The sequence below is a fragment of the Acidobacteriota bacterium genome (genome assembly GCA_026393755.1).
In the GTDB taxonomy this organism is placed as follows: Bacteria; Acidobacteriota; Vicinamibacteria; order Vicinamibacterales; family JAKQTR01; genus JBAXOX01.
The window spans coordinates 39047-52493 of sequence record JAPKZO010000010.1 but is presented as its reverse complement, the minus strand read 5'-3'; the positions used below and the strand labels follow the sequence as shown (position 1 = coordinate 52493).

The following is a 13447-nucleotide window of genomic DNA, read 5'->3' as shown; positions in this document are numbered from 1 at the left end:
CACAGACTCCCATAAAGTCAAGCCCTTTCTTCCGAATGCGACAATAGCGCCGCCCGGGCCAGCTGCCCCGTCAGCGCACCGGCGTCGACCCCGCCTGCTGTTTCTCAGGGATCACTTACTATGGGTTCCGAAACGGCTGCCACCAGGTCGTACTGGCGCGCCCCGACCACGACGCCCTCGATCACCTGCCCGGGACAGTAGTCGTCGGGGTCGATATCGGTGAGGTAGACGCACGAATCGATGTCTGGGGCCTGGCTGGCCAGCCGTCCCCGCACGACCAGCCCGTGCTCGGGAGCCGGGCCATCCACCATGACCCTGACCCGCTGGCCGATCCGGCGCCGCTGGGCCTTCTGGACCAGCCGCTTCTGGAGGGACATCAGCGTGTCTCGGCGCTTCGCTTTGAGGCTCGCCGGCACGTCGTCTTTCAGCCCGAAGGCCGCCGTCCCCTCCTCGTGAGAGTAGGTGAACACCCCGAGATGATCGAACTGGACGTCGGCGACAAACGCCTTCAGTTCGTTGAAATCGGCCCGGGTCTCGCCAGGAAAGCCGACGATCAGCGTGGTTCGGAGCGCGACATCGGGCACGCGGGTCCGGATCCGGTCGAGAAGCCGCCGGTACGACGAGCCGGTGCCCGGACGTTTCATGCGCTTCAGCACGCCGGCGGAAGCGTGCTGCAGCGGCAGGTCGACATACCGGCAGATCTTTTCGCAATCCACCATGGCGTCGAGCACATCGTTACGGATCGTGGTGGGATAGAGGTACAGGAGGCGAATCCACTCGATGCCCTCCACCTGATTCAACTGGCGGAGGAGCGTGGCGAGCGCACCGCGCTCACCGCGGTCGACGCCGAAGCAGGTGGTGTCCTGCGAAATCAGGATGAGTTCGCGCACGCCGCGTTCGGCGAGCAGGCGGGCCTCCGTCACGATCGACTCGACGGTTCGGCTCCGGTACGCGCCGCGCAGCGTCGGAATGATGCAGAACGAGCACGCGTAATCGCACCCTTCGGCCACTTTCACGTACGCGAAGTGATGCGGCGTCACCAGTGTGCGGGGCGTGTCGGCGTCATAGAGGCAGCCGGGTTCCAGCCCGGCCCCGGCGAGAGCCACGCTGGAGCGTGGCGATCCCAGACTCGAGTCCCTCGTGCGCCCACTCCGTGTGGAGGCACCGCGGTACAGCGTGACCGGCATCGCCGCCGGCCGCGCTGGCGCCGTGGAGGAAATCGCCCCCACGATTGCCGGGATTTCTCCCGTGCCGAGCACGGCATCGATTTCGCCGATCTGGGACCGCAGATCGGCGCGGTAGCGTTCTGCCAGGCACCCGGTGACGACGAGCCGCCGACAGCGGCCCGTCCGCTTCAGTTCGGCCATCTCCAGAATGGCATCGACCGATTCCTGCTTGGCCGAGTCGATAAACGCGCAGGTGTTGACCACCAGCACGTCCGCGCTCTCGGCATTCGGCGTGACCTCGTGCCCGGCCTGCTGGAGCAGGCCGATCATCACCTCGGAGTCGACGAGGTTCTTCGGACAGCCGAGCGATACGAAACCAATTTTCAAGGGTACAGCCGATGGATCATCCGGGCGTACGGGATGGCTTCGCGCAGGTGATCGAGCCCGCAGATCCAGCTGACGACCCGCTCGATGCCCATACCGAAACCGCCATGCGGCACCGTGCCGAAGCGGCGCAGATCGAGGTACCACTCGAACGCTTCGGGCGGCAGCTTGTGATCGTGGATGCGCTTGAGCAGCAGGTCGTAATCGGCGACACGCTGGCTCCCGCCAATGATCTCGCCGTACCCTTCCGGCGCGAGCACGTCCACGCAGAGGGCGACGTCGGGCCGCTGCGGATCGGGCTCCATGTAGAACGCCTTCACCTGTGAGGGGTACCGATGCACCGCCACGGGCCGATCGAAACTGTTGGCCAGGATCGTCTCGTCTGGCGCTCCGAAATCGCCGCCCCACTCGAACGGCTGGCCTTTGTCGTTCAGCATCTTGACCGCTTCGTCATAACTAATACGCGGGAACGGCTTGCCGACCCGCTCCAGTTTCGAGATGTCGCGCTCGAGCTTCGTCAACTCGAGTCGCCGGCGATCCAGCACCCGGCCCACCACGTAGACGACGAGGTCTTCGGCCAGTTCGATGACGTCGTCGAGCGTGGCGAAGGCCACCTCGGGCTCGACCATCCAGAACTCTGTGAGGTGCCGGCGGGTCTTGGATTTCTCGGCGCGGAACGTGGGGCCGAAACAGTACACGCGGCCGAGCGCCATGGCGTTGGCTTCGTTGTAGAGCTGTCCGCTTTGCGTCAGATACGCCGTGACATCGTCGAAGTACTGGACCGGAAAGAGCGTCGTCGTCCCCTCGCAGGCCGCCGGCGTAAAAATCGGCGTGTCGGCCAGAATGAATCCACGGTCGTCGAAGAAGCTCCGCACCGCCGCAATCACCTCCGCGCGCACACGCAGGATCGCGTGTTGCCGCTCGGCGCGGATCCACAGATGGCGCCGGTCCAGCAGGAAGTCGACGCCATGCTCTTTCGGCGTGATGGGATAGTCGACCGAGGCGCCGACAATCTCCAGCGACGACACGTCGAGTTCATAGCCGCCTGGCGCGCGCCTGTCGGCTCGAACCGTGCCCGAGACGATCAGCGAGGTCTCCTGGGTCAGGTGATCGGCAGCCAGGAACGTCGCCTCGTCGACCGACGCCTTCGACATCACGCCCTGGATGAAGCCGCTCCCGTCGCGGATCGTGAGGAAGTGGATCTTGCCGCTCGAGCGGCGGTTGTGCAGCCAGCCGCGGATGACGACCTGCTGCCCGTCGTGCCGGGCGATGTCCTCGATGTACGCAACGGTGCCTTCGTGCTTCATGACAAACTCCCCACGAGCGTGAATTCCTAATTGTAGCGGATTCGAGCGGGCTGCCGTTACGCCTCAGGCGTCGCGGCTGACGCGTGCGCAGCCGCCGAACTCACCAGGCGTCCGCCTCCCACCGTCTCAGGCGGCAGGTGAGGTAGAATCAGGCCCGCCTGAGATCGCCGGTTTCGATGCGATGTGAGGTGCTCAATGACGATCGTCCGTTCCGCCGCCACGCTGCTCGTCGGTATCGCGGTACTGGGCCCGCCAGTCGCCGCGCAGAAAGGCTCGGCGTCTGCCGACGTCGTCCGCGCCGCCGCCGAGTACCTTGCCGCGTACGCACCGCGGATCTCGGGGGTGTCCCTCGAAGAAGAGTACACGATGCTCGAGGTGCCGGGCGGCCGGCTGGCGAACACGCGCCGGATCACCTCAGATGTCGTTCTCCTTAACCTGGCTGGCAAGGTCATCGCGCTGAGAGACGCATTCGCGATCGACAGCAACCCGTTGCGCAAGAGGGAGCCACGTATCACAGCGCTGCTGGCCAAGCCGACCTCCGCCGCGTGGGGGCAGGCCCAGGCGTACGCCGCCGAGTCTTTCCGCCACCTTCAGGCGGAACTCATCCTCAGCGCGAATGAACCGACACTCGCACTGCAGCTTATTGCCCCCGAGAACCAGTCACGCGTGAGCTACAAGATTGATGGCCGGAAGCGACTGGACGGCGTGGAGGTCGTCGGCCTGCGGTTCCAGGAGCCCAAGACGAAGAACCCGTCGTACATCATCAAGACGCCTGGGAACGCCGAGGCGTCCGGCCGTCTCTGGATTGACCCGTTGACGGGCAGGATTCACCAGACTGAACTGTCCCTGCAGTCGCCGTCCGAATCCGCGCGCATCGCGGTGACCTACGCTTTCAATCCCGCGCTCGATCTCTGGCTGCCCGCGTCGATGAGCGACACCTACGAGATGACTGAACGCACCGCAGGCCTCCAGAATATGGGCGCGGGAGGTTTCAACTCCCGCATGTCCTTCGATTGTCGCGCGACCTATTCGAACCCGCGCCTCACGCCAATCGACCTGGCCGTGCCGAAGTAGGGGCGGCAGCCATACTGGCCCGCCCGGACAAGGCCGGAGGTCGCGTGCCCTATCCGTCAAGCATTTCCCGCATCTTGAGTGTCAGATTCCCGGCCGTGAACGGCTTGGCGATGAAGTGGATGGCACTGCCGAGCGCACCATGGCGCGCGACGGCGTCGTCGGTGTACCCGGACATATAGAGGACCTTGATCTCGGGACGCGTCTCAGCCAGGCGCGTTGCGAGTTCCGAGCCGTGAATTCCCGGCATTACCATGTCAGTCAGCATCAGATGCACGGGTTCACGGTGACGCTCCATCCGCAGCAGGGCTTCCTCGCCGTTACTCGCTGTCAGCACCGTGTACCCGGCCGCCTGAATCATGCGCGTGGCCAGATGGCGAAGCGCCAGATCGTCCTCGACGATCAGGATGGTCTCCGTGCCTCCAGCGACGACGCGCGTTCGCGCCGGGCGAACCACGGATGGCGCCTCGTCGATCCGCGGCAGATAGATCTCGAAACGTGTTCCCCTGCCGAGTTCGGTGTCCACCCAGATGCTGCCGCGGCTCTGTGTGACGATGCCGCGCACCGTGGCCAGGCCGAGCCCCGTGCCCTGGCCCAGCGGCTTGGTCGTGAAGAACGGCTCGAAAATCCGGTCGCGCGTTGCCTCGTCCATTCCAACGCCGGTGTCGCTGACCGCCAACAGTACGTGCGGTCCCGGTTGGATCGGCGGATGGTTCGCCGCGAAGGCTTCGTCAAGGTCAACGCTCCGCGTCTCAATCGTCAGCGAGCCGCCGGTGGGCATGGCAGCCCGGGCATTGACGACCAGGTTCATGATCACCTGCTCGATCTGCCCGGGATCCGCCCGGACACAGCCCATCCCAGGCCCCGGCTTCAGAATGAGATCGACGTCTTCACCGATCAGACGTTGGAGCATCCTGCGCAGGTCCGCGACGGCGGCGCCCAGGTTCATCACTATTGGCTGCATCACCTGCATGTGGCTGAAGGCCAGCAGTTGCCGGGTCAGCGCCGCGGCCCGTTCGCCGGCTCGACCGATTTCCTGCAGGTCCAGCCGCAGCGGATCGTCGCCCGCCAAACCCATTGAGGCGAGCGCGGCCGTGCCGTTGATGACGGTGAGCAGGTTGTTGAAGTCGTGGGCGATTCCCCCGGCGAGCCGTCCAACACTCTCCATTTTCTGGGCCTGGAGCAACTGCGCCTGGAGTTTCTTGCGCGACTCTTCCGCCTGTTTGCGCTCCACCGCGTAACGTGCCGCGCGCACGAGCAGATTCCCGCGAACCTCGCCCTTGACGAAGAAATCCTGCGCGCCCGCCGCAACCGCCGCGACCGCCACGTCCTGGTCGTTGTTGCCCGTGAGCACGATCGTCGCGACTTCGGGCGCCGCACGGTGGAAGGAGACAAAGGTCTCGAGTCCATTGGAGTCAGGCAGTCCGAGATCCAGGAGCACCAGGTTGATGTCTCCGCGTTGCGTTCGCTCGATCGCCCCGGCCAGCCGGTCGATCACCTCCAGCTCGAAGTGAGTCGGGCCGGGCTCGGACAGCAGATCCCGAATCATATCCACGTCGGCCGGATTGTCCTCGACGAGCAGCAGCGAAAGGGTCTGCTTCATTGCCCGGCCCCGTTCGGCGGCAGTTTCACGACGGTCAGCCAGAAGTCCTCGATTGAATGCACGACATTGATGAACTGGGTCAGATCGATCGGCTTGGTAATGTAGCAGTTGGCGTGGAGGTTGTAGCTTCTGAGAATGTCCTCCTCCTCCTTCGACGTAGTCAGGATCACAATCGGGATGCGTCGCAGTTCGTCGTCCGACTTGACCTCCGCCAGGACCTCACGCCCGTTCTTCCTGGGCAGGTTCAGGTCCAGCAGGATCAAGTCGGGGCGCGGGACGTCTGCGTATTGTCCCGTCCGGCGCAGGAAATCCATGGCCTCGATACCATCTGCGGCCACGTGCAGTGTGTTGAGGACTTTGAACCCCGCCAAGCCCTCACGGGTCAGATCCACGTCCCCGGGATTGTCCTCGATCAACAGAATCTCGATTGGCCTACCTGGCGACAATGATGACATCGTGACCTCCCGTGTCAGTCGCTATTGGGGAACCGTAAAATAGAAGGTCGAGCCCTTCCCGGGCTCGGATTCGAACCAGATCCTTCCGCCGTGGCGTTCCACGATCCGTTTGCACACGGCGAGACCGATGCCTGTGCCCGGGTACTCCGGCCGCGTGTGCAGACGCTGAAAGATCACGAACACCCGGTCCGCGTACTGCGCGTCGATGCCGATGCCATTGTCGTTGACCGAGAACTCCCATTCGTGGCCCACATCGCGGGCAGACACATGGACCCGCGGTGGGTCCGCCCTTCGAAACTTGATGGCATTACCAATGAGGTTCTGGAACAGCTGCGCAAGTTGGGTCGCGTCGGCCCGAACGACGGGCAGATCATTATTGGTGACCATCGCCCGGCTTTCCTGGATGGCGGCCTGCAGGTTCCGCAGGGCCTCCCCGAGAACCGCGTGCGAGTCGGTGGCCTCCGGCGGGTTCCCCTTCGTGCTGATGCGTGAGTAGGTCAGCAGGTCGTTGATGAGCCGCTGCATGCGCACCGCGCCGTCGACGGCGTAGTCGATGTACTTATTCGCCTTGTCGTCGAGCTGTCCCTTGTACTTTTCGGCCAACAGCTGCGTGAAGGCGGCGACCATCCGGAGAGGCTCCTGCAAGTCGTGGGAAGCCACATAGGCGAACTGCTCCAACTCCTGGTTAGAGCGCCGCAGGTCCGCCAGCGATCGCCGGAGTTGCTCCTCGGCACGCTTTTGATCGTCAATGTCGTAGTTTGTGCCAAACCACCTGACCACTCGTCCTTCGCTGTCGCGAAGAGGCAGCGCGCGGGTCTTGAACCACCGGTAAACGCCATCGTTTCGCCGAATGCGGAACTCGAGATCGAAATACGACCCAGCCCCGACCGCGGCGTTCCAGCGAGCGATCGTGAGCGCGCGGTCTTCCGGGTGCAACTGCTCGAGCCAGCCAGATCCCAATTGGTCTTGCTCGGGTATCCCGGTATATGCCGTCCACTGAGGGCTGAGGTAATCGCACGGACCGTCAGCACGGCACGTCCAGACCAGTTGAGGCAACGACTCCGTCAATTCGCGGAGACGCTTCTCGCTCTCGCGCAACGCCCCCTCCGCATTCTTCCGTTCGGTGATGTCAATACATGTACCGACCCATTCCCGAGTACTTCCGTCTTCTCCAAACACAGGGAAACCACGGGCCAGAAGGTGCCGATAGACTCCGTCATGCCTCCGCATGCGGTATTCGATCTCATAGTTGCTTCTTGTGGTCACAGCGTTGTTCCACACCTGCAGTGTGCGTTCAAGGTCATCCGGATGAATGGTCGTCGCCCAGCCTGAACCCTGGGCCTCTTCATAGGTCTGACCGCTAAACCTCCTCAACGACGGCACATCCTCCACAATCTCTCCGGCAGGACTGGTCACCCATGCGAGTTGACCTGTCACGTCAACGTACGACCGATAACGCGCCTCGCTTGCGCGCAGGGTGTCCTCTGCGTTCTTGCGTTTGGTGATGTCCTGGCCTTGCGCGATGGTGGCGATGGGCGTCTTGCCGTCGGAGCCAACCAGAGTGGCAGAGTTCCATAGTGCGATCCGGACTGACCCGTCGCGATGCAGGATGGGGATTTCGACCGTCTCCCACCGTTCGCCCGTCAGCGTCTTTCTGATGAGATCCATCGAGGCTTCCACCAGAGCGGGTGGGAAGAGAATCTCCAGCGACTTACCGATGACCTCGGCGCTGTCTCTTCCCGTCATTGCCTCACAGGCGTGGTTGAAGCGCGTGATCATGAATTGCGGGTCCCAGACGATGATCGGCGCATTCGCGTAGTTGAAGAGGTTCTCCAGGTACTCACTGGTCTGCCGCAGTGTCTCATCGGTCCGTATGCGCTCGGTCACGGCGCTGTTGAGGCCCGCCAGCGCCGTCAGAAGAATCATCAGGCTGGCGACTGTGCCGATGGAGAAGACCAGTACCAAGAGCCGGGTCGCGTCGGCCGATTCCCGCTCGCGCTGCCGGAGCAACCGGCGCTCTTCCCTGTTCGCTTGCGCGATCGTTGCGTCGACGTTGTCCTTCAAGCTCTGGCCCTCGCTGGATGCCACGCGTTGAACGGCGGCGGCGTTGCGCGTGCGGCTGATCTCAATGGTCTGCTGCCACCACTGGAGCGCTTCGGTCACCTGTGCTTCAAGCCGGGCAGTCCGCTCCTGCTGGTCGGAGTTGTCGGCGGTCAGGCGGCGCAGGCCCGCCAGTCCTTCGCGGCAGGAGATGGCGGTCGCAACATACGATGTGGCGTACCGTTCATCGTTGGTAATGACATAGCCGCGGGCGCTGGCCTGGGCTTGGGCTATCTCGGCCTGGATGCGCGAGACCGTATACAGCACCTGTTCCGTGTGCGAGACCCACACGTTTGATTCGCCCATCCGAATCAGATTCCGGTTGGTGTTGAGGCCGATAATCAGGAACAGCATCACGCCAGAGAGGAACGCGGCGGTGGCCTTGCCCGTCAGTGACCATCTCGAACACGTACCCTGCCAGGCGATCCAGACGACGACCGTCCCCACCACCGCGAAGACGACCGCAGCGGGCATCGCCATGATGGTGAAGCTCCACCAGCCATAGGCGCCGGGATTCAGCGCGGAATACGAAAGACACGCCGACAGCGCGATGCTCACGACCACCACACCGAGCATCGCGGACACCACCAGCGTCCAGCGTGGTTTGCGGGAGGCAGTGGCCAACCACATCGCTGCCGCCAGCAGCCCGAAGCATAGCGCCCCTTCGGGTGACATGCGGCCCGGTTGCGACGTGCCCACCGTCTCGGCCGTCTCGTGGAAGAGCCATTGATCCACGCCGAAGCTGAGGTCAGTGGCGTATTCGGCCAGGGTCAGCACACCGATCAGGCCGGCCAGCAGCGCGCAGAGTCGGGCGAGGCGCGTGAAGATCGTGGATGGTTGCCGGGTGATGGGTGATCGCGGGAGCGTGGATAGCAGTAGCGCCACACCAATCAGGACAAAGCCCACGGCAGTGTTCGGTTTCACCGAAACCGAGCCGGACACGACGCTTTTCAGCGTGGCGATATCCAGCGTCCAGCCAACGAGCACCAGTCCGCCGACAACAAACGCCACCACGCCCGCGAGCCGCGCCACGAACTCCGATGACACCGATGGAGAGTTCTTGGGTTCAGTCGGCATAGTCCGACCCGTTGAACTGAGTCCCACGACTGTCCTGTGACATCTTCCGAGGCGGCGCCAATTCGAACGACCGGATCAAGCCCGCCAACCTGCCAAACTCCTTCGCCTTGTTAAGGAACTCCCGCGCGCCGGCGGCCCTGGCGATTCGCTCGTAACTGGGGGGGGCAAGGGCAATTCGTCAGGACGAAGATGATGGTCTGGGCCTGGTGCGCTCGATGGCTCGCAACAGGACCGCAGATCGGCGGCAATATACACCCCCCGCCAGACCCTGTCGAGGGGAACGGCCCACCGTGACTCCGTGTGAACCTCGCAGGCGGGCTAACGCAACTCCTCGATGTGAGGGGCCAGCAGTTCGCGCAGACGCGCGAATCTGGCGTATCTGCAAATATTGGTGCGCGCGTGGCGAAGCGTGCGCGGCATGTACTGGATGTACACGGGGTTCCGGCGCGTCGCGGTTTGGTAGCCGAACGTGCCGAGCGCCTTCAGATTGCGCTGCAGCGCCATCAGGTCGAATCGTCGCCTGAATTCATCGAGATCGGTCTGCGACGCCGGGCAACCCTTCAATGCGAGGAAGTACGCGATGAACTGCTGGACGTCTTCCTCGCCGATGTCCACGTACGAATCGCGCAACAGGGACACCAGGTCGTAGGTGTCAGGGCCCATCCTGGCGTCCTGGAAGTCGATGATGAAGAGCTGGTCTCCGCGGAGCATCAGATTGCGGCTGTGATAGTCGCGGTGGCAGAGCACGCGCGCCTCTCCGGCGAGTTCCTGCGCCATGTCGCGGCACTCGGTGCTGATCGCGTCACGGGCGGCAGGCGTGATCGTCGCGCCGCGGTATCCGACGACGAAGTGCTTGACGAAGAAGTCGAACTCCCACATCAGCTTGTCGACGTCAAAGGCGACCGAGTACGGAATGTACCGGTCGGATGCCAGTTCCTGGCCCCGCTGCTGGATGGCCGCGATGAACTGAATGGCCTGGCGGTAGAGCGCCGCGTGGGCCGCCTCGGCCGCCGCGCCCACGTGGGCCTGAAGCGTGACGTCGCCCAGGTCCTGCTGGACGAGGATGCCGAGATCCTCGGCGTGCCCGAGAATGCCCGGGATCGGAACGGGGACCTGGCCGAGCAGCGATGCGACGTTGACGAAGGGAAGGGCATCGTAACTGAAGGGCGTCGCGTTCAGCGCCAGCACGAACGTCTGGCCGTCCCGCAGAATCACCCGGAAGTACCGCCGGTCCGACGCGTCGCCGGTCAGCAGCAGCACCCGGGCGCCCGCCTCGGTCAGGCCGGCGCGAGCGAGGTAGGCGTTGATCGGGTCGGGCAGCGGGACATCCGGGGCACCCTTGAGCGTCGCCATGGTCACAAACACTCCGGAGTGATTGTTCTTCGGGTCCCAACGGCGTCACGCCGCCAGGACCGCGTGCCGGGCTGGAGCCCGGCGATCCCAGGGGTATCACACCAACGGGAGTTCGTAGGGGCGCGATTCATCGCGCCCGCCGACCGAATCCGTCAATCGGCGACACCAGCAGATCTCCGACCACGCGCTCACCGGGTTCTGTCGGGCGGCCATCCGAAGGCCGGATGACCGATCGCCGGTAGCGCGCGCCGTCCGGGATCGAGACGCCACCCGCCACGACCGACCAATCGAGCAGCGCGCCCCGTCCCACCCGCACATCATCCCACAGGACGCAGTTGGCGATGCGGGCGTCGTCAGCGACGGCCACGCCGCTCCCGAACAGGCGGTCGCCCGCGCCCTCGATCCGCGCGATGTCGAGACACGTATCGAGATAGTCTGCCGCGGTACCGATGTCGCGAAAAGACGCCTCGCTGACAAACGCGCGCACACAGCCCGGCCGTCGAGCCATCATCTCTCGGTAGATGCCGGTGATCGTCTCGGCCGGAACGTCCTTCTTGAGCGGGACGAACACATTCGCGTTCACGGCCTGCACGCCGACGAAATGAAGACCCGTGTTGGCCGACCCGGGTGGCGTGAACCCGGTGACTCGTCCAGTCCCGTCAACCGTGACGCCGCCGTAATGAAGCGGGTCCGGATTGGCAACCAGCGCCAGCGTCACCTGGGCGCTCGACTGCTCGTGGTCGGCAGCGAGCTCGGCGAGGTTGACGTCTGTCAACGTGTCGCCGTTGACGACATAGAACTGGTCGGCCGCCAACAGCGGCAGGGCGCGCGCCGGGCCGCCCGCACTTCCGAGGAGACGGCGTTCCCATGAGTAGCGCACCTGAACCCCAAACCCGGTGCCGTCTCCGACGGCGGCCGTAATCGTCGCCGGCAGATGATGCAGATTGAGGACGGTCGAGCGGACACCCGACGCCGATAGCCACCGGAGGATGCGGCCGACGAGCGGCACGCCGGCGACCGGTAGAGCCGGCTTGGCGCAGAGCAGGGACAGCGGACGCAGCCGGGTACCGACTCCTGCTGTCAGCACCATCGAGGGCCACGTGGCGCCGCCCGCCGATCGCGCGCCGCTCGCCTCGGTCATCAGGAACGGCCCGGGTCGTCGAAGACCATGTCCTGGCCCTTGAACCCGAGCGCCTCACGCGTCTTCATGAAGAGCCGGTAGTACGAATCGAGAATGTAGTCGCTCGTGCCCTTGCCCATCGCGGCGGCCATCCGCGTGATGCCATCGGAGGTACCCTCGATTTCGACGAACGTGCCCACGGGCGTTTCGTCGACGGCGATGATGACGCCATCGGCCGTGAACTCCTCGCGGTACTTCTCGTAGTGGAACCAGGCGCGCAAGCCTAGACGATCGAGAATCTCTCGAAGCCTGTCGCCGTCGGCCACGGCCGTTTCGAGCTCCTCGCGCAACTTCATCGGCCCCGGCTGAACCGGTCCCTTGAACGTCAGGATGCTGGCCGGCCCGTCTCGCCGGATGCGGAGCATGTTCCGCTCGCGCCGAAGCGATTCGGCATCGGTGTCCAACAGGCTGTCCTGCTGCAGCCGCCGGGCATGGATCGGCGTGGCTCCGGCGGCGACAACGGCGGCGCGGGCCTCGGCGGGGGTATCGAATCGGAGTTTCACTTCCCGTTCGAGCATGCCTGATCAATGTACGCGGTTTCAGTGCGCGGTGACAATGCCGGCCGCTGGCGGGAGGACGCCTCCCTCGCCGGACTTGCCGAGCACGAGCACGCTGTGGCTGCTGCCCAAGGCCCCGGGTACGAGAAGCGACTTGAGCGCGAGGCGATCGCGCAGCCGATCCGGGCGCTCCAAGTCACCAATCAGTCCGCCGCGCTCCACCAGATTGAGCAGGAATCGAGACTGACTGGAAAGCGACAGCGTCGCGAGGCCAACCCGGGCCGCTTCGCGCCGAAGCGTCGTGAAATCGACGTGCGTCGTCAGATCGCGCGTGCCAGGCGCCACGAGCCATGACGGCGCGGCGTGATGGACTGACGCCGGCGACGTCATCCGATGGTCCGGCGCCGCCGGCGGATCGGCCATGTGACGCGAGAATGCGGTCAAGGTCCCGACGGCGTTCGGGCCGGCGTACATCGTCTGGGCCTCGTAGCCGTAGTCGATGAGGATCACGAAGCCACGTGCCAGATGGCGTGAGACGTCGCGAATCCAGTCGATCGCGGCGAGATTGACGTCGACGGCGGCGCCGGCGTGCAAGGCGATGCCGAGATCCTCGAAGTACTGGGCCAGCCGTTCCGTCGAGGGCGGTCCCAGACGTTCCACCAGCGAATCGCCATCGGCGTCGACATAGATCTCGCCCAATCCGGCAGGCGTCATCACGACCAGATGCACGGGAAATGCGTCGAGCAACTCGTTGGCGACCAGTACGCCGGCATCGACGTCTGGCAGGTCTCGCGACGACGAGGCCATCCTCGATGCGTGCGGGCCAAGCGTGCCGAGCTGCGCGGCGCGGGCGGCCTCACTTCGTTCGACCAGGTGAAGGCGAATTGTGTCGTAGAGTGCGGGCTCCCGTCGCCGAAGCGCGTCGAGGACGTCCCGAGCCAGTCGCCCGTTTCCGGCGCCTGCTTCTACAACGTGGACGTGTTCGAGTCGGGCGCTGCTGCCGGCTTGCAGGCGGTGCGAGAAGTCGGCGATCTGGAGCGCCAGCAACTCGCCGAAAAGGGGACCCACGTCGACGCTGGTGACAAAATCGCCCGCGCGGCCCGATCGTTGGACCGCGCGGGCGTAGTAGCCGGCGCCCGGCGCATAGAGCGCCACTTCCATAAACTCGGCCACCGTGATCGGGCCCGCGTGCCGGATGCGATCAACCAGCAACGCGCGGCAGTCTGGCTCCATCACCGTAGCCGTCAGCTGAGG

At 64.7% G+C, this 13447-nt stretch carries 10 protein-coding genes; 1 reads left to right on the top strand and 9 read right to left on the bottom strand.

Going from position 1 to position 13447, the window contains the following annotated elements; all coding sequences use genetic code 11:
- Window positions 1-104: 104 nt before the first annotated feature.
- Window positions 105-1553 carry a 30S ribosomal protein S12 methylthiotransferase RimO gene (rimO, locus tag NTV05_04720; protein ID MCX6543701.1) on the bottom strand — a complete coding sequence of 483 codons (1449 nt, stop codon included), beginning with the start codon at window positions 1551-1553 and terminating at the stop codon, window positions 105-107.
- Entirely contained in the window at window positions 1550-2857 is a 1308-nt protein-coding gene (asnS, locus tag NTV05_04715) for an asparagine--tRNA ligase (GenBank protein MCX6543700.1), read from the bottom strand. The genes rimO and asnS overlap by 4 nt, the downstream gene beginning before the upstream one ends.
- Before the next feature lie 195 nt (window positions 2858-3052).
- Between asnS and NTV05_04710 the strand changes: the two genes are divergently transcribed.
- Entirely contained in the window at window positions 3053-3931 is an 879-nt protein-coding gene (locus tag NTV05_04710) for a hypothetical protein (GenBank protein ID MCX6543699.1), read from the top strand.
- 49 nt (window positions 3932-3980) lie between these two features.
- On the opposite strand, the gene NTV05_04705 is transcribed toward NTV05_04710, so the two are convergent.
- The 7 genes from NTV05_04705 to NTV05_04675 all read right to left on the bottom strand — a co-directional run bounded on the left by NTV05_04705 (window position 3981) and on the right by NTV05_04675 (window position 13426).
- Window positions 3981-5531: a response regulator gene (locus NTV05_04705; GenBank protein MCX6543698.1), complete on the bottom strand. Its 1551-nt coding sequence runs from the start codon at window positions 5529-5531 to the stop codon at window positions 3981-3983.
- Complete coding sequence (locus NTV05_04700) at window positions 5528-5986, bottom strand: response regulator (GenBank protein MCX6543697.1); 459 nt, start codon at window positions 5984-5986, stop codon at window positions 5528-5530. The genes NTV05_04705 and NTV05_04700 overlap by 4 nt, the downstream gene beginning before the upstream one ends.
- 21 nt (window positions 5987-6007) lie before the next feature.
- Window positions 6008-9163 carry a PAS domain S-box protein gene (locus NTV05_04695; protein ID MCX6543696.1) on the bottom strand — a complete coding sequence of 1052 codons (3156 nt, stop codon included), beginning with the start codon at window positions 9161-9163 and terminating at the stop codon, window positions 6008-6010.
- A 318-nt stretch (window positions 9164-9481) separates the two neighbouring features.
- Complete coding sequence (locus tag NTV05_04690) at window positions 9482-10516, bottom strand: phosphotransferase (GenBank protein MCX6543695.1); 1035 nt, start codon at window positions 10514-10516, stop codon at window positions 9482-9484.
- 127 nt (window positions 10517-10643) lie between these two features.
- Window positions 10644-11657 (bottom strand): NDP-sugar synthase, encoded by a 1014-nt coding sequence (locus tag NTV05_04685; GenBank protein MCX6543694.1) that lies wholly within the window; start codon window positions 11655-11657, stop codon window positions 10644-10646.
- Window positions 11657-12214, bottom strand: a complete 558-nt coding sequence (gene cyaB / locus NTV05_04680) for a class IV adenylate cyclase (protein ID MCX6543693.1) — start codon at window positions 12212-12214, stop codon at window positions 11657-11659. The genes NTV05_04685 and cyaB overlap by 1 nt, the downstream gene beginning before the upstream one ends.
- Before the next feature lie 21 nt (window positions 12215-12235).
- Window positions 12236-13426 carry an SAM-dependent methyltransferase gene (locus tag NTV05_04675; protein ID MCX6543692.1) on the bottom strand — a complete coding sequence of 397 codons (1191 nt, stop codon included), beginning with the start codon at window positions 13424-13426 and terminating at the stop codon, window positions 12236-12238.
- Window positions 13427-13447 lie beyond the last annotated feature (21 nt).